The organism is Microcoleus sp. Pol12A5 (assembly GCF_036701435.1).
Lineage (GTDB): Bacteria > Cyanobacteriota > Cyanobacteriia > Cyanobacteriales > Microcoleaceae > Microcoleus.
The window spans coordinates 1-25,825 of the sequence record NZ_JAUBQU010000044.1 but is presented as its reverse complement, the minus strand read 5'-3'; the positions used below and the strand labels follow the sequence as shown (position 1 = coordinate 25,825).

16 protein-coding genes are annotated in these 25,825 nt (G+C 45.1%); 7 read left to right on the top strand and 9 right to left on the bottom strand.

The window, feature by feature from the left end:
* Window positions 1–1,275: 1,275 nt before the first annotated feature.
* From QUA45_RS14090 to QUA45_RS14080, 3 genes are all read left to right on the top strand, one after another.
* On the top strand, window positions 1,276–3,069 hold the full coding sequence (locus QUA45_RS14090; RefSeq protein WP_333095954.1) for an N-acetylmuramoyl-L-alanine amidase: 1,794 nt from the start codon (window positions 1,276–1,278) through the stop codon (window positions 3,067–3,069).
* 145 nt (window positions 3,070–3,214) lie between these two features.
* Window positions 3,215–4,075, top strand: a complete 861-nt coding sequence (murI, locus tag QUA45_RS14085) for a glutamate racemase (protein ID WP_333221170.1) — start codon at window positions 3,215–3,217, stop codon at window positions 4,073–4,075.
* A 180-nt stretch (window positions 4,076–4,255) separates the two neighbouring features.
* The gene (locus tag QUA45_RS14080; protein ID WP_333150679.1) at window positions 4,256–4,810 is read left to right on the top strand and encodes an NYN domain-containing protein; all 555 of its coding nucleotides are present in this window, start codon (window positions 4,256–4,258) and stop codon (window positions 4,808–4,810) included.
* 573 nt (window positions 4,811–5,383) lie between these two features.
* Here QUA45_RS14080 and QUA45_RS14075 read toward each other — a convergent pair.
* From QUA45_RS14075 to QUA45_RS14065, 3 genes are all read right to left on the bottom strand, one after another.
* Complete coding sequence (locus tag QUA45_RS14075; RefSeq protein ID WP_333221168.1) at window positions 5,384–7,099, bottom strand: NAD(P)/FAD-dependent oxidoreductase; 1,716 nt, start codon at window positions 7,097–7,099, stop codon at window positions 5,384–5,386.
* A 108-nt stretch (window positions 7,100–7,207) separates the two neighbouring features.
* Window positions 7,208–7,459 carry a hypothetical protein gene (locus tag QUA45_RS14070; protein ID WP_333221167.1) on the bottom strand — a complete coding sequence of 84 codons (252 nt, stop codon included), beginning with the start codon at window positions 7,457–7,459 and terminating at the stop codon, window positions 7,208–7,210.
* An 82-nt stretch (window positions 7,460–7,541) separates the two neighbouring features.
* Window positions 7,542–8,285 carry a hypothetical protein gene (locus QUA45_RS14065; protein WP_333221166.1) on the bottom strand — a complete coding sequence of 248 codons (744 nt, stop codon included), beginning with the start codon at window positions 8,283–8,285 and terminating at the stop codon, window positions 7,542–7,544.
* Window positions 8,286–8,799: 514 nt separating this feature from the next.
* Here QUA45_RS14065 and QUA45_RS14060 point away from each other — a divergent pair.
* Complete coding sequence (locus QUA45_RS14060; RefSeq protein WP_333221163.1) at window positions 8,800–14,712, top strand: AAA family ATPase; 5,913 nt, start codon at window positions 8,800–8,802, stop codon at window positions 14,710–14,712.
* 121 nt (window positions 14,713–14,833) lie between these two features.
* Here QUA45_RS14060 and QUA45_RS14055 read toward each other — a convergent pair whose 3' ends face one another.
* The 3 genes from QUA45_RS14055 to QUA45_RS14045 all read right to left on the bottom strand — a co-directional run bounded on the left by QUA45_RS14055 (window position 14,834) and on the right by QUA45_RS14045 (window position 20,089).
* On the bottom strand, window positions 14,834–16,039 hold the full coding sequence (locus QUA45_RS14055) for a glycosyltransferase (protein WP_333095947.1): 1,206 nt from the start codon (window positions 16,037–16,039) through the stop codon (window positions 14,834–14,836).
* Between the two features lie 562 nt (window positions 16,040–16,601).
* A complete protein-coding gene (locus tag QUA45_RS14050) occupies window positions 16,602–18,233 on the bottom strand; it encodes a polysaccharide biosynthesis protein (RefSeq protein ID WP_333095946.1) in 1,632 nt (543 codons plus the stop codon).
* Between the two features lie 575 nt (window positions 18,234–18,808).
* Complete coding sequence (locus QUA45_RS14045) at window positions 18,809–20,089, bottom strand: PilT/PilU family type 4a pilus ATPase (protein ID WP_333095945.1); 1,281 nt, start codon at window positions 20,087–20,089, stop codon at window positions 18,809–18,811.
* Between the two features lie 147 nt (window positions 20,090–20,236).
* Here QUA45_RS14045 and QUA45_RS14040 point away from each other — a divergent pair, with 147 nt between their 5' ends.
* Window positions 20,237–21,406: a DUF58 domain-containing protein gene (locus QUA45_RS14040; protein WP_333221161.1), complete on the top strand. Its 1,170-nt coding sequence runs from the start codon at window positions 20,237–20,239 to the stop codon at window positions 21,404–21,406.
* Between the two features lie 215 nt (window positions 21,407–21,621).
* Here the strand turns inward: QUA45_RS14040 and minE are convergent, their stop codons facing one another.
* The 3 genes from minE to minC all read right to left on the bottom strand — a co-directional run bounded on the left by minE (window position 21,622) and on the right by minC (window position 24,148).
* Entirely contained in the window at window positions 21,622–21,993 is a 372-nt protein-coding gene (minE, locus tag QUA45_RS14035) for a cell division topological specificity factor MinE (RefSeq protein ID WP_333095943.1), read from the bottom strand.
* Window positions 21,994–22,202: 209 nt separating this feature from the next.
* Entirely contained in the window at window positions 22,203–23,009 is an 807-nt protein-coding gene (gene minD, locus QUA45_RS14030) for a septum site-determining protein MinD (RefSeq protein WP_333221159.1), read from the bottom strand.
* A gap of 332 nt (window positions 23,010–23,341) precedes the next feature.
* Window positions 23,342–24,148 (bottom strand): septum site-determining protein MinC, encoded by an 807-nt coding sequence (gene minC, locus QUA45_RS14025; RefSeq protein ID WP_333221157.1) that lies wholly within the window; start codon window positions 24,146–24,148, stop codon window positions 23,342–23,344.
* A gap of 274 nt (window positions 24,149–24,422) precedes the next feature.
* On the opposite strand from minC, the gene QUA45_RS14020 reads away from it, so the two are divergent.
* Together QUA45_RS14020 and QUA45_RS14015 are read left to right on the top strand one after the other, a co-directional pair.
* Entirely contained in the window at window positions 24,423–25,352 is a 930-nt protein-coding gene (locus QUA45_RS14020) for an ADP-ribosylglycohydrolase family protein (RefSeq protein ID WP_333221155.1), read from the top strand.
* Between the two features lie 102 nt (window positions 25,353–25,454).
* Window positions 25,455–25,739, top strand: a complete 285-nt coding sequence (locus tag QUA45_RS14015; protein WP_333095941.1) for a hypothetical protein — start codon at window positions 25,455–25,457, stop codon at window positions 25,737–25,739.
* The last annotated feature ends 86 nt before the right edge of the window (window positions 25,740–25,825 follow it).

The following is a 25,825-nucleotide window of genomic DNA, read 5'->3' as shown; positions in this document are numbered from 1 at the left end:
GAAGTCCGAGGCAAGGCGCAATCAACCACTTAGGTTTCAAAAATTAAGAACGTCCTTACCGTCACGGCGGTTGCTATATTACAAAACTTCCCTATCTTGATAGTCAGTCGATTTGAGGTTCAAGATAGACTCCCCAGCGGCTATCTAGAGGCTTGAACTAACCTAAACCACTTGTTTGCTGTGAAGGACTCCTGCTGGAAAGTAAGTCTCCGTCTTTCTGTGATGTCATGTATCTACTGTTATTGATGGCGCCTTTTTTTAGAAGCTCAGACATTGACACAATCACCAAGATAGTGTATCTTCTCTAACTGGTAGTACACATCCAAGTTATGCAGTTAGTCGAAAGGCAACTCATTAAACCAAATCACAGGTTTTACCCAGAAGCCGATCGATTGTCCTGGCTGTCCAACAAACTTTACAACTGCGATAACTATATCTACGGTCAAAACTTTTTCTCAGGTCAACTAACTAATGCTCTGGCTGTCGATCGTGCACTCAAAAAGAGTCTAAAGGACAAAGCATTGCCCGCCCAAGTAACACACAAAACTCTCGCGTTACTGCTGAAAATATGGACTAGCTATCATACTGTCAAATTGGCTGGCGCGATAGCGATCGCCCCACTAAGTTTCAAGCAGTACCGAAAATCCCTGATTAAAAAATTCAGAAAAAAAGAGAGCAGGGGGGATATGTAGTTGTATTTAGTCAATGTGTTAGCAAAAAAAGCTTTCCCAAAAGAATATGCCAGTTGGTCTGGGAGTAACATTTGGCAACCTTGAAAAGTTACCTAAATCTTGAAAATCCGGATTGTTCGCGAGTTAAGTTGTTAAGTTATTGAGGTAGTTTAGGAAAAGTTAGAAGAAAATGCAAGTGTAAAGCGGATTATAACCCTTGCCATAACGAGCTTCGCCAACATTAAAGAGCTATGAAACCCCTCCCTGGAAGAACGCTAAGATTCTACCTTCTAACTTGTACCTTCTAACTTGTACCTTCTAGCTTCAAGAAACACCCTGTTTCTTGCTCCTAAAAATAAATACCTTCCCTTGTGCAAACAATATTTCAGTCTGCTTATAACCGATCGCCCCCAAGTATACGGGAAAGTTAAAAAAATGCAGGGTTCTGGCATTTGGAAGCCTGTTAACGCATAAAAAAGTCAATTTAGCCAACAACTGACGGCCCCCGTGCCACCGGTCTGCTGGCGGCTAACTGCTGAAAGCCGATCGGGCAAGCAGCGCCCTTCCAGCTTTTGGCAGTAACGCAAACGAGGAAAAAACTGTCGTGAAATTCCACTGGCTACTACCGAGTTTCTTAAGTGTATTTTTGCTCGCCGGAGCCGCCGAAGCAGCTAGACTGCAATCTTGGCGGTTTGATGCTTCAGAGAACCGGCTTTACATTACAACAGACGGGGGAGTACAACCCAAGGCTCAACTGATTTTCAACCCGATGCGGTTGGTAATCGACTTGCCGGGGACGAGTCTGGGTCGTCCCTCGGTCAGCAAACCCATCTCAGGGGCGATCGAATCGGTACGGGTAGGGCAGTTTGACAACGATACGACCAGAATTGTGGTCGAGATCAAAGACGGGTTTACTATAGACCCTCAGCAAGTAAAATTCCGGGGGATTTCTCCGAGCGAGTGGACAGTGGATTTGCCAACGCCGGTGCGGGGAGAAACTCAAAATCCGATTTCAGAGCCCGGGGGAGAAAGATTATCGGCTGAACCTTCAGCATCCCAAGCCCAGTCGGCCGAGGCGACTGTAGTTCAGAACGTTCAGGCGACGGCGGACGGTTTTTTAGTCCGCACAGTGGGCGGTCGCCCCCAAATTAATTTTCAACAAAGTCGGGCTGGGGACATCGCCACCCTCGATATTGAAGGAGCTAGTGTAGCTCCGGGCCTAAGCAGCCAACAGCCTCAAACCAACGGTCAGCACGGGGTTGACAAGATTGAAGTCCGGCAACTACCAACAGACCCGCCCGTTACCCGCGTGACTTTGCGGATGAAGAATTCTAATACTCAGTGGCGGGCATCTGTGAGCAATTTGGGCGGGGTTGTGCTATTGCCTGGAAGTGTAGTACGACAGCCCTCGGTTTCCCGCCGCGTGACTGTAGATCCTCCGGCTAGACAAGCTCAAGGAAATTTAGCGAGAGTTCAGTCAATTGATTTAGCCAGTAACGGCACGCAACTGGTGGTGAAAACTGACCGCCAAGTCTCCTATACCAGCGGCTGGGACCAGGGGTCGAGAGCTTACTGGATCAGGATCGCCTCTGCTGTCCTAACGGGGGAAATTCCTCAGCTCGATGCCAACAGTCCTGTATCTTTTACAGCCAGCCAAGAAGATGCGGAGACTGTGGTGATTTGGGTGCAGCCGCGATCGGGGGTAGAGGTAGGCAGGGTGACGAGACCGAACCCGCAGTTGCTGTCTTTGCAGTTGCGATCGACTGCTAGCGCGCAGCAGCCTTTGACTCGCACTCCCAATTTGCAGCCTTTGCCGAGAAGGACTTTCGGAAACGAAGATTTGCCCCAAGCTTCTAACCGCCGCGCCGTAGTAGCGATCGATCCTGGTCACGGTGGCCGCGATCCGGGGGCAGTCGGAATTCAGGGCATTCAGGAGAAGGAGATTGTTTTGGATATCTCTTTTCAGGTGGCGAGGCTGCTGGAACAGCAGGGCGTGCAGGCGGTGATGACTCGGACTGACGACAGCGAAATCGACCTGGAACCGAGAGTCTCTTTGGCGGAACGGGTGAATGCTACTTTGTTTGTCAGCATTCACGCTAATTCGATTAATATGAGTCGGCCGGATATCAGCGGGATTGAGACTTATTATTTCAATAACGGCGAAGATTTGGCTCGGGTGATTCACGGCAGTATTTTGCAGGGCACGGGGGCGACTGACCGCCGAGTGCGGCAGGCGAGATTTTATGTTTTGAGAAAGACTTCTATGCCTTCTGTTTTGGTGGAGGTGGGTTTTGTCACGGGTGCTGAGGATGCTGCTAGGCTTTCTGACCCAGCTTACCGCAGTCAAATGGCCGCTTCGATCGCTCGCGGCATTTTGCTTTATCTTCAACAAAGATAATATATTGCCGGAGGGATTGGTAATTGGTAATTGGTTACTTGTTATTTGTTATTGGTAGCAACTGACAACTGACAACTGCCAACTGACCAGTGCCCAGTGCCCAGTGACAAGTGACAACTGCCAACTGACAACTGACAACTAACAAATGACAACAGACTCTGGACAACAAAGAATCGGTATTTTTGACAGCGGCGTGGGCGGTTTGACTGTTTTGACACAGTTGTACCGACAATTGCCTAACGAATCGATACTTTATTTTGGAGATACGGCGAGGCTGCCCTACGGCACTCGCACGCCGTCAGAAATTGTGGAGTTTGTCCGCGAAATTATGGCCTGGTTGGTGGAACAGGATGTGAAAATGGTCATTATGGCCTGCAACACCAGTTCTGCTTTGGCGATGGAGATGGTGCAGGCTGAATTTGATATCCCGGTGCTGGGAGTAATTCTGCCGGGGGCGCAGGCTGCGGTGCAGCAAGGCAAGCGAATCGGGGTCATCGCAACTCCTGCTACGGCTGCTAGCAATGCTTATCGAAATGCGATTTTGGAGATGGACGATTCTTGCCTGGTGTGGCAGGTTAGCTGTCCGGCTTTTGTGCCGCTGGTGGAGCAAAACCGGATTCACGACCCTTATACTTGTGAGGTGGCTCGGGAATATTTGGCTCCTTTGATTCAGCAGCGCATCGATACGCTGATTTACGGCTGCACTCATTATCCTCTGTTGGCTCCTGTGTTTCGCTCGCTTTTGCCTGCTGGGGTGACATCGATCGATCCTGCAGTACGGGTGGTGGCTGCTGCTGCCAGAGAATTGGAGCTTTTGGGGCTGCGGAATCCTGGTACTGCGCTACCTACTCGTTTTTGCGTGAGCGGCCCGCCGCAGCAGTTTGCGGAGTTGTCGGTGCAGTGGCTCGGTTGTACTCCTGCTGTTGAGAAAATATCCCTGCCGACAGTTGTACGTAGCGAAGCGGGGCGTAAGCCATCGCCCGTATCGCTGGAATCTGCCGAATAAGCTGGAAAATTTATAGGTTAATCTAACCCCCCAAAACTCAGGTAAAGCTGGCTCTGGGGGGTTTAATTATTGCGATGTAACCTAGCAATTACACATCAATAGGTAATATTATTGAACAAAAGCTTTGATGAACAATGCAAATAATGTCCTATACGTGCTGGATCTCTTCAGCCTTGAACCATGTCACCCTATGTATCACAAGCAGTTTTACTTGTAGACGGCTATAACATAATTGGACTTTGGCCTCGACTCCGAGAGAAGCGCGATCGCGACGAACTCGAAACAGCTCGCCGCGAGTTGATTGAGGTTTTAGTTAACTACAGCGCCGTTCAAGATTTTGAAGCTCGACTGGTGTTTGACGCGCACTATCGAGATACTCCCGGCGTTAAAGAAATTATTACTAAAAATTTATCGGTGCACTACACTGACTTCGGTCAGACAGCAGATACTTATATTGAAAAATCTTGTGCTAGTTTGCGCTACGAGTTGCGATCGGTCAAAGGCAAAGGCCGCATGATTGTCGCCACCTCAGACCGAGCGCAGCAATTGACCGTAGTCGGCTATGGTGCCGAATGGATGTCCGCCGAACAACTAGCGGCTGAGGTAGAATCCACTGCCCGCCGCAGCGAGCGCCAGCACAAATCCCGCAAACACAACTCCAGTCGCTTTCTCGCCAATTCCCTCGATCCAGAATCACAGCAGCGCCTCGCTAAATTGAGAATGGGGCTGCATTAGCTGCTGAAACCCTCTTGCTGTATGACAAAAAAAAAGTTTGTCAAAGGCCTTGCCAAATCGAGTAAGTTCAGCTATTGTTAGTAATTGTGGGTAACAAAAAAACCCAATCCTCGGTAGCTCAGTGGCAGAGCGGTCGGCTGTAATGAATGCAAGCCTTTGGCATCAACCAAAAGCCCTAATGACATAGCAGCTCTATCCGGTAACGGGTACTGAAAAATCGGGTGAATTCAAGGAAACCGTAGCACTTCGGGTGGCGGCAATCTTGAGCCAAGTCTGGCGAAAGGCAGCGGTTACGATCGCAAGTAGCCGGAAAGGTGCAGAGACTAGAGATGAGGAGCCTAACCAATAAATCTCACAGCGCCCGACATCCGACGACAGATCAAAAGCATGATTTGTAGGGATGATGAAATAGTCCGCGCCCTTCGGAAACGTTGGGATAAGTGTAACCGATTGGTCGTAGGTTCAAATCCTACCCGGGGAGTTAGTAAAAGTCTGAAGTTGGAATTTTCCAGCTTCAGACTTTTTGTTTTTTAAGATTTGAGATGGTTTGGTGTCAAGCTTTCTGGTAGCGCCTTAATTCACATCGCTGTGAGTGTGGATTAACTCACCTTCCATAGGTATGGAAATATTCAACTTAGACAACTCCGGGTTTAATATCGCCTTGACAATACCAGAACTCACCATCACCTCCAAACACCCAAGGGCTTGATGAAGAGCTACTCGAGCGTGTTGCACAGAAAAACGCTCTCCAAGCACCAGTATCAACTGCCGATAAATTTGTTCAATGTACTGAGTGTGGCTCAAAATGTCAATCAGCAAACCATAAAAACCTGTAATGGGCAAGCGCTGACCGTTCTTAACATAACACTTGATCCTGTTAATTTCACCAGCATTATAAACCGCTACAAATTCAACATCAGCCTCCACTAAGTCTAACTGAAACACATTGTACGCCGAAAGTAGCCAAGGAACCTCCTCCTTTGAAAAGCGCTGCATCACCTGTTTCATACAACCCAAATCAAATCCAGCAATCACCGCTTGACCCAAAATATCATTCGTAAATCCACCTTGAGCTAACCACCGAAAAGCTTTTTCCGGGCTTAAATTCAAACCAGCATCCCGCGCAATTTCCCTTGAATGTTCTTGTAAATCAGTGAATTGACCGTTAGCAGCGTACCAATAATCAGCGAAGCGAATATGCTGTTCAACTCGGCTCCGTTGATTGTGGTCGTATTGAGATTTAAGCCAGTTGCCGTCGTATTTCTGCTGCTCTTCTTGCTCTAATTCCAAAATCGTGTAAGCCAATTCACGGGCACCGGTATGAGCTAAAGTCATGCCCGCCGATAAAATCGGGTCAGCAAAACCAGCAGTTTCACCTACCAAAAACCAGTTTTCTCCTACTGTTTTATCAGCCAAGAATGACCAATCTTTTGTAGTTTCAATCTTTCCGGTACTGGTAGCATTAGCGATTAACTTGTTGATGCGAGGTTCGCTATTGAGGGCTTCGGTATAGATATCCTCTGGTCGCTTTTTCAGTGACTTATAATGTTCCGCAGGGCAAACGAAGCCGATACTGGTGCGAGTTGGCCCCAAGGGAATGAACCAAAGCCACCCGTGACTCAAACTCATTACCTGTATCCGGGTGCCGCCAACGCCAATTTTATCTGACCATTCAGCGTTTGTCCAATAGTCCCAGATAGCTATATTTTGTAGTCGCGTCGGGCTGTGTGTCTTAACGCCCAAAGCTCGCCGCAGCACGCCAATGTGACCGGATGCGTCGATGTAGTAGCGGGCGGTTATTTGTTCTTGCGATCGCACGTGCAAAGCCGTAATCCGATCGCCCACTACATCTACCTTAAGAACCGCAGTTTCTTCTCTGACTAAGCATCCCATTTCTGCCGCGTGGCGCAGCAAAATTTCGTCATATTTTGCTCGATCGACCTGAAAAGCAGTTTGCCGTCTCTGTCCCTCAAATTTAGCAGGCCGCTGTTCATCTTTAAACAACTCCGGCTGAATGAAATTAAAATCCCAAGGCTGTGGATCTGTTCCCCAGCGATAGATTCCACCAATCTTAATCGGGAAGTCGGCTGCTTCTACTTTGTCCCAGCATCCCATTTCCTGAAGCACATCACTAATTTGAGGCAATTGACTTTCCCCAACGTGATCGCGAGGGAATTTTTCTTTCTCTACGATTAGCACGCTCAGATTGGGATTGTATTTCTTGATCAGAGTGCCAGCAGTGCTCCCAGCGGGACCGCCGCCGACAATAACAACGTCGTAATGGCTCATATCAAATAGAGATAGTAGATACTACTTTTTTTGGGCATTGAAGAGACAAATGTATAACTGGTCAGCCTCGTCGGAATCAGCGAGGCTGAAATCTGTTTGCAACAGGTTTTATCCGACTGCGAGTTTTTCCTCTTCCGGTATGTGAGAAGTGTGGGAAATATCTAAATTCTCAGTCCAAGTATGAGCAATATCTAAATTCTCAGTCCAAGTATGAGCAATATCTAAATTCTCAGTCCAAGTATGAGCAATATCCAAATTCTCAGTCCAAGTATGAGCAATATCCAAATTCTCCGTCCAAGTATGAATAAGATTCGGTTCTAGCTCATTGATTGGAGTTGAATTGCTGTTCACTTGTGACATAATGCCTCTCCTTCTAAGTAATGAAGTTATCTAATTCTAAAACGTTCTAGTTCTAAAAGTGGAAAAGTTTACATTTCGCAATCTACGCAGCTTTTAAAGGTTGCAAAATATCCCATGGTTTGGCAAAAGGTTGCTCAAAGCTATGGGTTTTTGCATAAACCAGAAGCTCATCCGTCAGTTCGGTAAAAACTTCAAACAAGTTATCAACTATCTTAACAGCCTCTTGACGGGTTTCCTCTGACAGTTGTATGTTTTTAATCAATTGATCCACTTCCGGCGTTCCTGTAGTATGACCTGTTTCCACTGCTAGATGAAAACACCCAAAATAAAGAAACTCCTGTTGGGTAATTGTTCGTAATTCTTGAGCAATAGGTGCCGCCGTTGAGAAGAACACATTACCCGTTGCTTCTATCACTTCCAGAATAGCTAACTTCGTAGTAGGACTAGCCCCAAAAGCAGAGCGAAAAATTTGATGTGAGACCCAACGCGAAGCTTTTGTTTCTTCATTCCACAGAAAATTCAAAGCATCGCTGAACTTCACAGATCTGTTAATACCCAGTGTTTCCAAATCTTGCAAAAACCACAACCAGTGATGATCGTCTTCATAAGTGTGATTGTTGACTATTACCTGAAGTGGATCGTTGGTTGGTTCTTCTCGGAAGACATACTTGTTAAATTCACCAAAACTCATCACGAAAGGAGAAACACAGGGAGCGAAAGCTAGGCGCTGTCTTGGGTCTATACTTGTGTCCCGCATAAACTCAAATAGCCCAGATTTAGCAAATTCTTGCTTCTTCTTTTCAATCAATGCTAGGACTTCTTCCATGGCGATGCACCTGATGATGAAAACATGGTAGCAAGTTGATCATCATAAATCTATGATCTAAATCATGCTTGTTTATGATGCACGTCATATTAGATTGTACTCTCGATCGGCTAAACCAGCGTTTTCCAGCCCTGGGCGTCCCATTTTTTCTGGGTGACAAGGCTCAAAGATTTAGCTAAACCTTTAATTTATAAGGATTTGCCTGTCCTGTGTGCGATCGGCATCATAGAATTTTGTTACAATATTGTAATCAACTGAGTGAGGTGTGAGACCGTACAGGATTAAGTCTAAGTTCAAACCAGATGTTCTGCCGTCCGCTCCTCCATGCCATTTCAAAAAAGTTTAGGCATCTCCCTATTTAAAAAATCCATGAGTAATTACTGGTGTTTTAACATTATCTAAGTATTCTAATATACCCCGATCTATAAAAATACTTAAGTACCCTAAACTCGACAGTCGATCGATATCAAGCAAAATGTTTACCCAAAATTTAGTCATAGATAGAATAAGACCCATGAAAGCAATTCCTGGTTACAGAATCACAGAAGTTGTTCAACTTGGTGTGAACTCGATCATTTATCGCGGAGTCCGAGAATGCGATCGAGCGTCAGTCATTATTAAAACACTCAATACGGAGTATCCCACAATAGAAGAAATTACTCGTTTGAGACATGAATATAAAATTAGCTCGAATCTCCGACTCGAAGGGATTGTCCAACCCCATAGCTTAGAAAAATATAACAACAGTTTCGCTCTGATCTTAGAAGATTGTGGCGGTCAATCTCTCAAGCACCATCAAGCTGGTAAAAATATTAAAATTCAGAAGTTTTTGCCACTGGCTATTCAACTAGCTCAGACTCTCGGAGAAGTGCATCAAAACCAGATCATTCATAAAGATATAAAACCCTCAAATATTATCATCACACCAGATTTGAAACAAGTAAAAATCACTGATTTTAGCATGGCAACACGCCTATCTAGAGAGATTCACCAAAATAGCAATACCACAGCGCTAGAAGGCACTCTAGCCTATATATCCCCAGAGCAAACTGGTCGAATGAACCGCGACCTCGACTACCGAACTGACTTTTACTCTCTAGGCATCACGTTTTATGAAATGCTTACAGGAGAGTTACCCTTTAATTCAACCGACCCCTTAGAATTAATTCACAGCCACATTGCGGTGACACCTGTTCCTCCCCATCAGCTAACCAGTGAAGTCTCCTTGATGGTTTCATCTATTGTTATGAAACTATTAGCTAAAAATGCCGAAGACCGATATCAAAGTGCCTTGGGAGTAAAAGCAGACCTGGAAAAATGTCTAACTCAGCTACAAACTACGGGCAAAATAGAAAATTTTATTCCGGGCCAACTTGACAAATCCGGTCAATTTTTGATTTCCCAAAAACTTTACGGTCGCACACAAGAAGTAGCTAATTTGATGGCATCTTTCGAGCGAGTCAGTTGGGGAAAAACTGAGATGGTATTGGTAAGCGGTTACTCAGGCATTGGTAAAACCTCAGTTGTCAGTGAAATCAAAAAACCAATTGTACGGCAGCGGGGTTATTTTATTGCTGGTAAATTTGACCAGTTTAAGCGGGATATTCCTTATGCTGCAATAACTCAAGCGTTTGAGTCATTGATGCAGCAGTTATTCACAAAAAGCTCTGAAGACTTGGTAATTTGGAAAGAAAAGCTTTTGTCAAAGCTGGGTAATAACGGTGCAATTATTATTGACGTTGTCCCTTCTGTCGAACTAATCATTGGTTCGCAGCCTGCTGTTCCACAATTGGGAGCGACAGAATCTCAAAATCGCTTTAATCGATTGTTGAAAGAATTCATGAATGTGTTTGCCCAAGCAGAACACCCATTAGTTCTATTTTTGGATGATTTACAGTGGGCTGACTTAGCTTCTTTAAAATTGATTCAGGAATTAGTAGCTTATCAAGATAGCAGATATTTTTTACTAATAGGAGCCTATCGAGATAACGAAGTAAATTCCACTCATCCTTTAGTTCAAACTGTAGAAAAAATTCAAGAGAATGGAGTTGCTGTGCATCACATTATCCTCCCATGTTTGGATTTGAACAGCGTCAGTGAGCTAGTAGGGGATACTTTGGGCAATCAGACCAAAAATTTAAAGTGTTTGACAGAGTTAATTTTTAATAAAACTGGCGGAAATCCCTTTTTTATAACTCAACTGCTCTCAACTATTTACTCAGAACAACTGTTAGCTTTTGATTTCACTGTTGGTGCATGGCAGTGGGACATCACGGAAATTAAAGCCGCTGGCATTGCAGATTACAGTGTCGTTGAATTAGTTGCTAGGAATCTGCAACAACTCCCGGAGGAGACGCAGCAAGTATTAAAATTAGCTGCTTGTATAGGCAACCATTTTAATTTAGAAAATTTGGCAATTGTTAGGGGCAAATCAGGTTCCGAAACTGCGGCGGATTTATGGGATGCGCTGCAAGCTGGTTTAATTCTCCCCATCAGCGATGCTTATAAAATTCCGATGCTTGATGAGGAAATTGTAAAAACACACCGGAAAGGCGGGACTCCCATCCCACAAAACAATCAAAATCATCCGGCAATTATGCACCGCTCAATTGATTATAAGTTTTTGCACGATCGCGTACAACAAGCCGCCTATTCTCTAATCCCTGACTGCGATAAAAAACAAACCCACTTAAAAGTCGGCACCCTGCTACTAAATTCAACTCCAGCATCGGAGATAGCAGAAAATATCTTTGATATTGTCAACCAACTGAATATCGGGGTGGAATTCATCACAAATCAAGAAAAGCGAGATGAACTAGCTAACTTTAATCTTATAGCTGGCAAAAAAGCTAAGAGTTCTGCCGCCTATGAAGCAGCGTTCAAATATTTTAATGTGGGTCGAGAACTTCTACCCGATCGAGCTTGGCAGAGTCACTATGACTTAATCATGGAACTCTATGCCGAAGCGCTGGAATCCTCCTATATAAATACCGAGTTTGAGGGTGCATTTCAGCTCTCAGAGGTTATTATAGCACGCGCCCAAAATTTGCTTGATAAAATTAAAGTTTACGAGCTAAAGGTTTTTTTCTACTTCAATCAGAATCAATCCCAAACTTCGATAGATGTAGCTATAGAAGCTTTAAAAATGCTGGGAGTCTATATCCCGAAAAAACCAACTAAATTAAATATTTTCCTAGAGTTGATACGGACAAAACTAGCTTTAAGAAATCATCAGATTGAGGATTTATTGGAGCTGCCACCAATGACTGACCCTAATAAAATTGTGGCTCTACGGATTTTAACTAATATGAGTCCGGCCGCTTTTGTAGCAGCACCCGAAATATTCCCGCTGATCATATTTAAAATGGTTACTCTTTCTCTTAAATACGGGAATGCGCCACTGTCTAGTTTTGGGTATGCAAACTATGGTGTGATCCACTGTGGAGTATTAGGTGATATGGATTCTGGATACCGATACGGTCAAATGGCTCAGGCACTTTTAGAACGATTGCACACCAACTTGCGCCACTCTCAAATTTCACTACCTTTTAATGCTATGATCCGTCACTGGTCTGAGAGTGGCAGAGCAAGTTTTACAGGTTTAATTGAGGGTATTGAGAGCGGACTAGAAACCGGAGATATAAACAATGCTTGTTACTGTGCGAGTTTTTACAGCAATTATATATTTTTGAGTGGCGAACCTTTGGACTCTGTGGAGACTAAGCAGAGTCAATATATTCAAATGTTGGTGAATTATCAGAATGAATTTATGATGAACCATAGCAGAGTAGGGGCGCAAGTTGTCTTGAATTTGCAAGGTAAAACAGCTAATCCTTGCCTGTTAATTGGCGAAATATTTAATGAAGATATGATTCTGCCAACCTTAAGGGAGAGTAAAAATAATCTAGTACTATTTGTAGTATATCTATCTAAATCATGGCTAAGTTATCTCTTTAAAAATTATGTAGAAGCCGTAGAAAATGCCAGAACAGCATCAATTTACTGTGAGGCTGTAATGAGCATGATGTATATTCCCATCCACAATTTTTACTATTCCCTAGCGCTGTTAGCGTTGTATCCCACCCTTGCCAAAAATGAACAGAAAAAACATTTAAAACAAGTGACTTCGCTTCAAAAAAAAATGAAGCATTGGGCTGTGAGCTCTCCGGGAAATTATCAGCATAAATATGATTTAGTAGAAGCAGAAAAAGCGCGAGTATTGGGACAATATGAACAAGCTGCTCTGTATTACGATCGAGCAGTGAAAGGAGCATCGAAAAATGAATACATCCACGAAGAAGCTCTAGCCAATGAACTAGCTGCAGAATTTTATCTAGCTAACGGTCGAAATAAAGTGGCTCAGACTTATCTGATAGATGCTTACTACGGCTATATTCACTGGGGAGCAACCGCCAAGGTAAAACATTTGGAGTCACAGTATCCGATCTCTTTACCCCCTACATCGATGGGAAAAGCCAGCGCAGATCGAACTATTACTAGCACTAATTATAGCACGAGCAGCAGTCACAGCAGTTTATTGGATTGGACAACTGTTGTTAAAGCATCTCAAGCGCTAGCTAGCGAAATTGTATTGGACAAGTTGTTAGAAAAGTTAATGAAAATGGCGATCGAGAATGCTGGAGCCCAAAAAGGTTTTCTCCTGATGCCCGAGGAAGGGAAATTGCGGATTAAAGCAGCGGCATCAGTGGAGTCTTCGGATGTTGCAATTGAGCAATGCCCTAGAGTATCTCCTGCAGAGGTTTTGCCAATAACGGTGATTAATTATGTCGAGAAAACGCACTTAGATGTAGTTTTAAGCCAGGCAGCTAGAGAAGGTATATTTACAGACGACCCCTATATTAAAAGGCAGCAAGTGAAGTCTGCGCTTTGTACTCCTATTCTGAATCAAAGCAAACTCGTCGGTGTCTTTTATCTGGAAAATAATTTAGCTACTGAAGCGTTTTCTCCAACTAGGTTGGAGGTTTTGAAAATTCTTTCTTCCCAAGCTGCTATCTCTTTAGAAAATGCGGTACTTGTTGCTAATTTGTCGGAGGCTAAGGAACAGTTGGAGGATTATTCGCGGACGCTGGAGTTGAGAGTAGAAGAGCGCACGCAAGAATTAAAGACTAAAGAAGCTAAGCTGCAAGAAGCTCAAAAACTGGCACACCTCGGCAACTGGGAATTTGATTTGGAGGGGGATAAATTAACTTGGTCTGAGGAAGTATTCCGAATTTTTGGCCTTGACCCTAAACTACCAGAACCCACGATTTTAGAACACAAGAAGCAAATTCATCCAGATGACCTACAGTTGTGGCTAGAGGCAGTAGAGCAGATTAGTCGGTTAGGAAATCCTTGCGAGTATGAGATGAAAATTTTGCGCCCTGATGGAGCTGTCAGATATATTTATGTTAAGGCGCAAGCTATTTTTGATGGCGGTAAGGTGATTAAGTTATTTGGAACTATACAGGACATTACGGATCGCAAGTCAGCAGAGGATGCTTTGCGACTGTCTGAGGGGCAATTGAGAGAAAAAGCGACACAATTAGAAGTTACTTTGTCCGAATTACGCTCGACGCAGACTCAACTAATTCAAACGGAAAAAATGTCTTCTTTGGGGCAGTTGGTAGCGGGGGTTGCTCACGAAATCAATAATCCGATTAATTTCATTTATGGGAATGTTCTCCATGCTAATGATTATAGCTCGGATTTGCTGGGATTGATTAAGCTTTACCAGGAGTCTTACCCGAATGCTAATCCTGAGATTGTTGCTAAAACAGAAGATATTGACCTCACTTTTATTCAAGAAGATTTGCCCAAAATTCTAAAATCAATGCAGGTTGGGGTCGATCGCGTTCGCAATATTGTGCTGTCGCTCCGGAATTTCTCACGCCTGGATGAAGCCGAGATGAAACCAGTAGATATTCACTCCGGGATTGATTCGACTCTGCTAATTTTGCAGCATAGGTTGAAAAAGGATGCACTCGGACATGGCGTTGAGGTAGTTAAAGAGTACGGTAAACTGCCGAAGGTAAATTGTTATGCTTCTGGGTTAAATCAGGTGTTTATGAATATTTTGAGCAATGCAATTGATGCAGTGGAGTTAGCAGTTGGGCGACCGGAGACAACGGCAAAACTAGAAAATCCTTTATCTCCAATCTTTGAGCGAAAGATTAAGATTCGGACTGAGGTATGCGACAAAAACTTGGTAAGAATTTATATTGCTGATAATGGTCGGGGGATGACGGAGGAAGTACGATCGCGAATATTTGATCCTTTCTTTACTACAAAATCTGTGGGGCAAGGTACCGGTTTAGGGTTGAGTATCAGTTATCAGATTGTAGTAGAGAAACACGGCGGGAAGTTAATGTGCTTTTCCGCGCCCGGTGAGGGGGCTGAGTTTGTGATTGAAATTCCCGTGAAGCAGTGAAGATTTTTTTATAAGATTTTTTTAACCGCAGATGGACCCCGATGAACGTAGATACAATTCTGTCGGCATTCATCTGTATTTCTCGGCTGATATCTGCGGTTAAAACTTCTCAATCTAAATATTAAACATCGCGTTCTGTTCGCACCCATTTGGTTTGGCGTTTCAGGAGAAAACCTAGATACAAAGGGATTTTCCAAAGGATGTAAAAAGGTACAGATAAAAGAGTTGAGCCAGAAATATTGGCACGCCCGAATTTTGCCCAAGCGCTGACAATTGAAACTAAAATCAGCAATCCTTGTACTGCTAACAAAACGGCGGGAAGTGAGGATGTTCCCAAAATTGCTGCTAGTAAGGAGGCGGCAAAAGCAGCTAGCCAGATAGCGACTAACAGCGACAGGGGAGGGACGGATAAGTCTAGGGCGATCGCCAATAAGTCAAAACGTTTTTGCTGGACTGAAGCTGCTGTCAGCCGGGGAGTTTGAGTTAACAATGTCTGTATGTGACCGTGTTCCCACCTGGTTCTTTGACTTTTAGCTGCTTGCTGCTGTTGTGGCAAACACCCGGTGACGTTGGCTTCGGGGCAGAATACTGTTGGATGTCCGGCGATCGCCAAATCCAAACTCATCTGCATATCTTCAACAATATTGCCGCTAGCTAGGGAAACCGAGCGAATTATCGACCAGGGAAAAGCCATGCCAGTACCCGTTAGTAATGATGGGAATCCTAACTTTTTTAATCCGCTGGGACGAACTAAGTTTTTTACAAGAAATGCTAAAGCAGAAATGGAATCTTTAGGAGTAGGATTTGGTGGCTGTTCCATGAGATAAGTTGCTTGCACAGGTCTTTGTTCAGCAACTGCAACCCGAGCTAATTTTTCTATAGAGTCGGGCTGACAGATGCAGTCTGCGTCAACCATGATGACTACTTCGGGGGGATCGGATTCGATCGACTGCAAGCCGAAATCCAGTGCGTATCCTTTGCCCTTGCGTTGTGTGTCTTGGCGCTCGATCGCACTTGCACCGGAGTTACGGGCGATTTCTGCAGTAGCGTCCGTGCAGTTGTCAGCAATCACTAACAGGCGGTCTTGAGGTGTTAGCTGTGGCAATATGGTGGAGATGGTGGCGGCAATTCCTGCTGCTTCGTTGTAAGCGGGAATTAAAACTGCTACTTTGGGGCGGGGTGCTTTACTTTCCACTGTCTCGCCCTGGCCGGACAAGAAAGCTGCACTGCATTCTAGAAATAGAACTGCAACGGGAATTAGAAGGATCAGGGCGATCGCCAATAGCACAACATCTATCAATAGGAACAGTAGCTGATTAATTTCCACAATTCTCGTACCTTAATTTAATTTAATTTGTTGCGTTCACTGAGTTTATTTAATGTTATTGTACCTTTGTTAACTCACGAAGCCACGCTCTTTAAAGTATCATTATATCATGCAGGCACAAAATCATCATTTTCACATTTGTTGTGACGGCTTACGTCCTACTAAAATTACTAGGACTAGCTTCATTACTACCAATTAATTTCATTACGGTTGTGCGATCGTAACGACTATTATATTATGTCTATTATGACAATGTTAAGTCACTCAATTTAATTAAACCTCAAATAATGCCAGACTGGAGAAACCTGGTTTCTTTTAGAAACCAGGTTTCTGGGTGTTATATTTTTAATCAACTAAACACTTAGTCGATGTTTAACATCCAATCCGGTTGCATCGGAATAATAAAATCGAGTCAACAGTTAACACTCAACCATTCAGTTTTTTGACACGGAGTAAACAGTCAACAATCATTTCGCTCTTGCAACCGGAATTGATATAACTCATTCATCCCTTGTGGGTGGGCACTCAGGAAGCAATCTCCCAACTCAAAACTAGGTTTAAGCTACGCTGCATCGGGGATAGCAACAGGTTCAGATTTTTTGGTGGTGAACTGTGCGGGGGGTGCAAATTCTCTGAGATATCTCGACACCGATCGCAAATATCCCACTTCTGCTTGAATCAAATCCAGCGTAGAAAGACTTTCAACTAAGTCATCAAACTCATCTGCCGTAACTCCAGCACTGTGCAAGACTTCTTGGTTAAGCCGCCCGCAAATTCCTTGCAGGAGGAGTTCGATAATCTCGCTATAGTCAGCGATTTCGGTTCCGTAACCTTGCAATTTCTTCGGATTGATTCCCCACTGCAAAATCTTCAACAAGTCTTCAGGGGCACTCCACGCAAAAGATGAAGCAATCACTTCTTTTTCCGCTGCGACAAGAGCGTGCTTGATTTGCACTTCGGGGAAAGCAGGATCGATGATTAAGTTTTCCAATTTCGACACTTGTTTATCTAACACGCGCAAAGAAAAAGGAGCTAATTCTACAATCACCATGTCGCCAGCATCGTTAACCTTTCTAAAAGGATCTTCCAAAACATTAATTAGGAGGTGAATGTCTGTAGGTTTTTTCCAGTCAAATTGTCCAAGGAAAAAGGGTTCTTCGTATCCCGGCAAGAGTCCTTGAAAATAAATCGGCAGATTTTTGCCAGATTCAAGAATTTTATAAAGAGCTACTTCCAAGGTTTCTGTCGGCCACCCGAGATTACTCACGGCAACAAATTTCAGTTTTCCGGGAACGGACACAATCAGAGAATTCAGCAATAAATGTACGGCTTCAAAAAGATTTTGAGCAGTTACGTAGCGGTGGGGAGCGTGAACGTTGACAGTTTTACCTTGCTCTACTTTTTTGGACATTTGCTCGCAGAACAAGCTATTTTCCAACATATGAGTAAAGCGAACCATCCCGTAAGTGACATTTCCTTCTTGAGCGGCTTTGGCAAATTGCCATTCGGCAAACTTCTTCGAGGCGGCGTAAACTTCGGTTGTAAAATATCGAGATGTTTTGCCTGTAGAAGAGAAGATGCAGTGTTCTACGCCGTATTCTTCGCAGAGTTGGATGACGTGTTTACATCCTAACAGGCTGGTTGTAACTGTTTCTCGGATTTTGATTTCAGCTAGCCCGGGTTGGCGCTGGGCCGCTAGGTGAAAAACAATTGCTGGTTTTTCTACCTCAAATATGTGTTTGAGCGCGTCGAGGTTGCGAATGTCAACGGCATAGAAAGTTACAGCACCTTCTCTGGTAAAAAGCGGGAGATTTTCTTCGGGGTTTTGACATCGGGCGTTGTCTGCGGAAATGATTTTAGTTGCGCCTAATTCGAGGAGTTTTGCGATTAAGAAACGACCGACACATCCTTCTCCACCGGTGATGAGGATGGTTTTTCCTTTTATTTGGTTGCTGATTGCGGATGCGTATAGGTGAATAGTGCGACCGCGCACGTCACTAAAAGGTTCGCTTTCTAATTGTCCGTCGGCTTGATATGCCCTGATTAGCTGTGCGGTGAGAGTTTGTAAGGCTCCGAGGATTTCAGGATGTTGCGGTTCCGGGGAACCCGGCGGAACTAGCTGCTGGATGCGATCGATGATTTCTGCTTTGCTGGCACCTTCAAACACTTCTGATGGGTTAAATGCACTCTTCACTTTTTAGCCTCCTTTAATTTCTAGGGATACGGTTGCTGATTCTAAATTGTTAAACAGATTTTTGAGGGACAGAATTTTTAAAAGCCTGCTTGGATTTAGGATTTTTTAGACTGAAAGCTACTTTATCCGAAAGATACGCGCTTGGTTCTGCTACTAATTGCTTGTATTAAGCATACTTGTAGTTTTATTAAGCGCTTTTTTTACCTACTTACTTTAGCGATCGGCAAAGTCGGAACCTTCTCTGTGCAAAATTTGTCTCTACAACTATAAACTTAAGTTGCTGACTGTTGGCAATACTCAGAACAGATCTTTACCATTTCTTTGTAATCACCTGCGAGTTTTTACGCAATTTTAAAGTTAATGTAAAGTAGGGTCGGTGTTTAAAAAACTTAACACTATACTTGATATTGATAATAGCATTTTATTACTTAAATAAAATGTATTTGTTGCTACTAAATAAACTAAAATTTTTAAGTAATAATACGCACAAAATCGCCCAATCTTGGCGTCTGCTGAAAAGATTGCTACTTAATGGGTGGGGTAGTGCTGTGGCTACCCCTGTATGTGTGCTGCTACTAGGCGCGAACGATGCGTTCTTTTTTGCTACCTTCAAAGCCACGAGCATCCCCAACATCGTAGCCTCCTGTCCGCAAGCGGCGATCTAAATCGCTAGCTTCGGGAGAAGTTTTTGCTGCTTCTTCGATCGTCACTCTGCCTTCAAGCACCAGTTTGTAAAGACCCTGGTTGATGATCTGCATTCCTTCGTAAGTATCATGTTCCATTAATCGGAAAGCTTCATCATCAGCACCTTTCATCAAGTAATCGTGCATGGCAGGTGTATTCACCAAAATATCGTGAACTGCTACTCGACGGTTGTCAACAGTTGGCAGCAAAAGTTGAGCAATTACCGCTACTAAAGAATCGCAAATTTGAATCCGCATCGCCTGTTGTTCTTCGGGGGGGTAGAGGTTCAACAATCGGTTAATAGCGTTAATGGCACTGCGAGTGTGGAGAGTTCCCAATACTAAGTGACCTGTTTGAGCTGCTTGCAATGCTGTATTGATGGTAACGCGATCGCGCATTTCCCCGATCAGAATCACATCCGGGTCTTCCCGCAAAACAGCCCGCAAAGCCTGTTGAAACTCGTGGGTATGCAAGCCGACTTCCCGCTGGCTAACCAAGCATTTTTTAGAAGGGTGAATGAATTCGATCGGGTCTTCAATGGTAACTACGTGCTTTTGCTCCATCTGATTGAGGTGGTCGATCATCGCAGCTACGGTTGTCGATTTCCCCGAACCGGTAGGCCCCGTAACTAATATTAATCCCTGCGACCGCAAAATAATACTTTTGAAAACTTCTGGCAACCTCAAGGAATCGATAGTAGGTATTTCCAAACTGATCAATCGCAATACTATGGCACCGCCGCTGAGAGACTCAAAACAGTTTAGCCGACACCGCACGAAGCCAGGGTAAAAAATTGCTGAATCTAATTCCTTGGTAGTTGCAAACTGTTTTCGCTGTTCGGGGGTGAGAATTTCGGCTAGGTACTGTTCAAAAATTTCTGGCGTTACTTTGGGGTGGGTGGTTGCTACTTGCATCACGCCACGAATCCGAAATCGAGGTACTTGGCCTACTCGAATGTGAATGTCGGAAGCCGAGGCACTATGGGCATCTCTGACCATTTGTTCGATCGTGCTGACGGGTGTCTCAACAGGCCGCTGCTGGGCTGCGGGGGGCGGACTCGGCGCAGGTGCAGGAGGCGGCGCGGGAGTTGCAGCCAAGGGCGGCGGCGGCGGCGGTGTTCGGCGGGCTTGAGCCTCTGGTCGAAGGGGTGTAGGATTGTTTAATGGGTTCATTTTTTTGTCTCCAGTCAATGTAGATTTATTGCGAAAAAATGCCCGATTTCTAATCTTATCGCTCGCAGCTAATTCGGTGTTAAATGCTGAGAATATTTTACAATTAGGCTTGATGGGGCGATCGAGTAATTAACAATTTAAACTCCTATGAACATCGGTCACAAAATCGCCGACTGGCTGGAGAATCGCGCTGTTACCCCTGCCTACGCGGGTTGGCTGCTGTTGGGGATGACAGTTTTCTTTTTTGGGTCCGCGACTAATACAATGTCTGGGTGGCTGTACGTGCTCAGCGGTGGGGGTTTGGCGCTGTTGGGAGTAGCGGCGGTTTTGCCTGGAAAATCGCTCCATTCCTTGGAAGTGCGTCGCCGCCCGATCGAACCGGTGAGTGCGGGCGATCGAATCACCGTCGAACTAGAAATCGAAAATAGCGCCCGCCAACCTAAGACTCTATTGCAAGTCGTAGACATCTTGCCGTTTGTATTGGCAGAACCAGTCGTCCGCCCGATCGAAGTCATAGAGCCTAACAGTATATACAGAGATACATACTATTTAGAAGTCCGGCAGCGCGGGGTCTATCGGTGGCAAGAGGTAAACTTGAGGACGGCGGCACCTTTAGGGTTGTTTTGGTGCCGGCGCAGCCGCCCAGTCAAAGCGGTGGCGGTTGTGTATCCACAAGTTTTGCCGTTGAGCACTTGTCCTTTGATCGATCGCATCGGTCAAGAAGACAGCCCGCAATTTTACAATCGCAGTCGATCGCAAACTGCTACCGAAGGCCTCACCCGCAACCTGAGACCTTACCGCCACGGAGACCCCACCCGCCTGATTCACTGGCGCACCAGCGCCCGCTACGGAGAACTGCGGGTAAGAGAGTTGGAAGTTGCAGCGGGCGGTCAAGAAATTATTATTGCTCTCGACAGCGCTGCGGCGTGGCAGCCAGAAGAATTTGAACGGGCCGTGACAGTTGCTGCGTCTCTTTACTTCTATGCTAGCAAGCGCCTCTTAAACGTCAAACTTTGGACTGCCGGGACTGGAATCGTTTCGGGCAACCGAGTAGTTTTGGAAACTTTAGCGGCGGTTAATGCTGGCGAAGATGCGGTTGAGAATCGGCCGAAACTGCCGATAATTTGGCTGACTCAAAACTCTGCAACTTTAAGCACTCTTTCCCCAGGCAGCCGCTGGGTACTCTGGCCGTTGGCAACTGCTGAAACACGCGAAAAAATGTTAGTCAAACATGAGTTACCTGGTTTAGAAATTCGCTCCGGCAGAGCCTTAGAACTTCAGTTACAAGATCCTCTGGAAAGAGCGATTAGTTATTAAAACAGTCCCCGCAAGCTTTTCTGGAAAGAGCGATGAGTTATAAAAATTAACTTCATGAGTTTTTAGGTATCAGAAACTTTTTCTCTTTTAGATCACATATTTTGGGCTACCTAAGAGTGCCCACCACAATATTTTAATTCTAGAGAGATAGTTTAATTTAAATGCCAATCGGCTCGAATCGAACTCTTTGTCTGGCAATAAAAGCTCAACCCTTATCACTCTGTAGTGTCGGGGAGAATTTCGACTACATACTCCGGTACATATTCGGGTCGATTCTCTGGCCGATTCGGGGGCACATTCTTGGGCACATTCTCCGGTGGATGTTCGAGCCGGACTCGCCGGATCGGGAGATTTGCAATTAGTGCTGTGGCTCGCTGGTCGCTCTCCAGCGAGAACTCAGACCCAGTGGTATCGATTTCCACGTAGCGAGATACCACCTCTAGAATTTCTCGGCGCATCGACTCAACCATTTCTGGGCTGAGTTCTGAGCGGTCGTGGGCTAGAACCAGTTTGAGGCGCCGTTTTACCTCGTCGCGGCTGTTGTCGGGGGTACGCGGGAAAAGTCGTTCGAGCAGTGTATAGATCATGGGTCGGGCGGGTTTGTCAAGGGTTAGGCATAGAAAAGGTCATACCATTTTCGATTTTCGATTTTCGATTGGGGAATCACTGATTCCCGTCTAGTTTGGGGCTGGTCTACAGTTTCATTCTTTTTGGTAACTGGTGTCACTGGGGGAAAATTTGGGGTAGTTTTTGTGATGCGGTCGCTGCTGTTAAAGATCGATCGCCAATGATCACATCACATAATTTTAGTATTTAAGAACTTGCGGAGGCGAGTAAAGAAGTTTTCCGGACGGGGATTGAGATCTAGAAAATCAACTTTTTCGCCTTCTAAGCGGCGGGCAATATTGTCGAAGGCAGTTCCAGCTAAAGAGGCCGTTTCCGACAATACTAATGGTTCGCCTCGGTTGGTGGAAACGATGACGCGCTCGTCGTCGGGAACGACGCCTAACAGCGAAATGGCGAGGATTTCCCGCACGTCTTGCACCGACATCATATCATTTGCCAGCACCATTGCGGGTCTGATCCGGTTGACGATTAGGTTGATTTTCTTGACGTTGTTGGCTTCCAGCAGACCGATGACTCGATCGGCATCGCGGACTGCAGCGATTTCGGGAGTGGTGACAATTATCCCTTCTTGAGCCGGCGCGATCGCATTTTGAAAACCTTGTTCAATCCCCGCAGGAGAGTCGATCAAAATATAGTCGTATTTTGGTCCCAACATCCCCACAAGCTGCTTCATTTGCTCGGCGCTGATGGCGTCTTTCATCCGAGTTTGGGCAGCCGGCAACAACACCAAGCGCGGCTGCCGCTTATCTTTCACCAAAGCTTGCTCTAATCTGCACTCTCCAGCGAGAACTTCTAATGCCGTGTAAACAATCCGATTTTCTAAGCCCAGCAGCAAGTCTAAATTTCTGAGACCGAAATCGGCATCAATTACGGCAACGTTGCGCCCCCGCTTAGCTAAAGCCATGCCGAGATTGGCTGTGGAGGTGGTTTTTCCTACACCGCCTTTCCCTGATGTAACAACAATAATGCGAGCCATAAGCGATTTTAGATTTATTGGGAATTGGTGATTGGGAATTAGTAATTGGTAATTGGTAATTGGTAATTGGTAATTGATTTTATTATTGGTTGATAATTAGCAATTATTTTTGGGTAATTTTGCAGCAATCTGTTATTCAGTGAATTAACTCAACACTCAAAACTCTTGTTGTAATACTTATTCTCTATGAATTTGCACTTGATTTTTAAATCGTCCTTTAGTGGCTCATTTAGCCAAGGGAAAAAGTATCAAGTGCCGGCTTAAAGAGAAATAGTATTACCAATTACTCATTACTAATTCCTAATTATCCATTAACAATTACCAATTATCGATTACTCATTACCCCCGACTAACTGCGATTTGTCAAAATCAGAGGCTCTACCGATCCGAATCCCTTGGGGCGTCACATAGGCGACTTCCGGGAAAAACTGAGCGGGTGAGGTTTCTGGGCCTCTGGCAACATACTTAGCAATCCTAATCACCATCGGTTCCATCTGCAAGGTCATAATCACGCTTTTGGTATTGCCACCGGCACCGGCGTGCACTACTCCCCGCAAACGGCCCCAAACTAGGATATCGCCTCCGGCGATGACTGAGCCGCCGGGATTTACGTCTCCCAAAAGTACGACGGTGCCTGGATGACGAATTTCTACGCCCGATCGCACTGTCATCTGCAAATATAAAGGTTCCGCCAGCGATTGCGGTTTTTCAGAGGCGGCTTTATTCAGGGAAGAAACCGGAGGCTGCTGTTCTACACAATAACCTGCCGTAGCTGCGGCAACGGCGGTTTGGCGGCGACTGGTGTGGACTCGTTTGAGTTGCAGTTCCACTTCGGAGAGGGCCTCAGCGATTTCTTGCAGTTGGCGGATATCTAAAAGTCGATCGCTCCCCATCAATTGTACTTCTGCGTTTGGCTGCCAAAAGCGTTCTCCTGCGTTCAGCCTGACTTTTAGCTGCTGCCAAAGTTCAGTCCAAGTCGAGGCGGAGGCTGTTGCGGGTTCGCTATTGGTTTCTGGGGGGAGTAGCAACAGTAGCTGTCCATCTTCGGTTTTGAGTCGGACTTGCAGCTCCAAGCTGACTTCGGGTGTTGATTGAGTGGCAGGGGCGGAAGTAGCTCCGGCGGTGGCATCGGGTGTCATGGACAGGTCTGAGTTCGGGTAGGGACAGGTTAACATCAATATTAGCCTGAGTGGTCATTAGTCATTAGTCATTAGTCATTAGCAGGGGACTCCACGCGCACTTTAGACAATTATAGGACTTACGCATGGAGGTCTAGAAACCGGTTTTTTTTACAAAAATACTTCGTTGCAACTTGCCGATTCGCTAAAAAACCCGGTTTCTTCGATCCGTGCATAAATCCTGAATTACCAATTCCCCATTCCCCATTCCCCATTCCCCATTCCCCATTACTATATGCAACAAATAGAACGTTATCGCGGCAGTCTCCTAGGTTTAGCAGTTGGTGATGCTTTGGGAACAACTTTAGAGTTCTGTCGCCCAGGAACGTTTGTGCCTATTAACGATATAGTTGGCGGCGGCCCGTTTCGATTGCAACCGGGCGAGTGGACTGATGATACTTCGATGGCGCTTTGTTTGGCTGAAAGTTTGATTGAGAAACAAGGTTTCGATCCTGTCCATCAGTTAGAAACTTATTTGCGGTGGTGGCGAGACGGACATTTGAGCAGTACGGGTGAATGTTTTGATATTGGCAATACGGTGCAACAAGCACTTTGGCAGTTTGAAGATACAAACAAACCTTATTGCGGTTCTACGGATGCTTGGACTGCTGGCAATGGTTCGATTATGCGCTTGGCTCCCGTGCCTTTGTTTTATGCTACAAATCCTTTGGAAGTCATAGAAAAATCTGGACAAAGTTCGAGAACTACTCACGGTGCTGCTACTTGTGTGGATGCTTGCCGCTATTTTGGTGCTTTAATTGCGGGGGCTGTGAATGGAGTTGCTAAAGATGTGTTGCTTTCGGAAAGATATTGTCCGATTTCGGAATATTGGGCAGCAAATCCCCTGGTGGCAGAGATTGATGAGATTGCGGCGGGTTCTTTTAAACTGCGACAACCTCCTGAAATTAAAGGTACGGGTTATGTTGTCAAGTCTTTGGAGGCTGCACTTTGGGCGTTTTACAACAGTTCTTATTTTGCGGAAGGCTGTTTGTTGGCTGTGCATTTGGGCGACGATGCGGATACTACTGGTGCGGTTTACGGACAATTGGCGGGGGCTTTTTACGGGGAGGGGGGAATACCGGAAAAATGGCGATCGCAATTAGTAGATCGCTCTTTAATTGCATCTTTTGGCGATCGGCTTTTGACTTTATATAGATCGCTCTGAATCCTTATATCAGTTTTCAACCTTCTTTGTTTTTACAATAACCAGCAACTTGAGTTAATATAAATAGATTTACACAAACGTTTCTGGTTGATGGTTAATACAATGGTACTCGAAGGCCAGTCTATCAAAGCCAAACCAACCGTCACCTGGAAAACCCTACCAGCTAACTTCGTATTACCAGACTATCCGGTGGAAAATATTCAACAATCTTCTCTCGCCGCTGGTTTCACCGATGCACTGGTAGCCGCAGGATGTATCCAGACAAAAATGCTGATTGGCTCTAATTTTGGGCTAGTCGCCACAGCCAATAAAACAATTGTTTTCAAAGCTCCAGACTGGTTTTATGTGCCACAAGTGCCTTCTAGCAGAGGGGGTAATTCGCGGTAGTTATACTCCGGCTCTCCTGAGTTTATGGTGTAAAATAGATCAACCAATACAGTTAGAGTAATGAGCTTTCATTTAGACTATTTATT

Excerpts from the sequence above, each read along its gene's own strand:
- QUA45_RS14070 (WP_333221167.1), bottom strand. The coding sequence starts at position 7,459 with ATGTCACAAGTGAACAGCAATTCAACTCCAATCAATGAGCTAGAACCG.
- QUA45_RS14060 (WP_333221163.1), top strand. The coding sequence starts at position 8,800 with ATGAAAGCAATTCCTGGTTACAGAATCACAGAAGTTGTTCAACTTGGT.
- minE (WP_333095943.1), bottom strand. The coding sequence starts at position 21,993 with ATGATCTATACACTGCTCGAACGACTTTTCCCGCGTACCCCCGACAAC.
- QUA45_RS14045 (WP_333095945.1), bottom strand. The coding sequence starts at position 20,089 with ATGAACCCATTAAACAATCCTACACCCCTTCGACCAGAGGCTCAAGCC.
- murI (WP_333221170.1), top strand. The coding sequence starts at position 3,215 with ATGACAACAGACTCTGGACAACAAAGAATCGGTATTTTTGACAGCGGC.
- QUA45_RS14080 (WP_333150679.1), top strand. The coding sequence starts at position 4,256 with ATGTCACCCTATGTATCACAAGCAGTTTTACTTGTAGACGGCTATAAC.
- QUA45_RS14015 (WP_333095941.1), top strand. The coding sequence starts at position 25,455 with ATGGTACTCGAAGGCCAGTCTATCAAAGCCAAACCAACCGTCACCTGG.
- minD (WP_333221159.1), bottom strand. The coding sequence starts at position 23,009 with ATGGCTCGCATTATTGTTGTTACATCAGGGAAAGGCGGTGTAGGAAAA.
- QUA45_RS14040 (WP_333221161.1), top strand. The coding sequence starts at position 20,237 with ATGAACATCGGTCACAAAATCGCCGACTGGCTGGAGAATCGCGCTGTT.
- minC (WP_333221157.1), bottom strand. The coding sequence starts at position 24,148 with ATGACACCCGATGCCACCGCCGGAGCTACTTCCGCCCCTGCCACTCAA.
- QUA45_RS14020 (WP_333221155.1), top strand. The coding sequence starts at position 24,423 with ATGCAACAAATAGAACGTTATCGCGGCAGTCTCCTAGGTTTAGCAGTT.
- QUA45_RS14075 (WP_333221168.1), bottom strand. The coding sequence starts at position 7,099 with ATGAGCCATTACGACGTTGTTATTGTCGGCGGCGGTCCCGCTGGGAGC.
- QUA45_RS14065 (WP_333221166.1), bottom strand. The coding sequence starts at position 8,285 with ATGGAAGAAGTCCTAGCATTGATTGAAAAGAAGAAGCAAGAATTTGCT.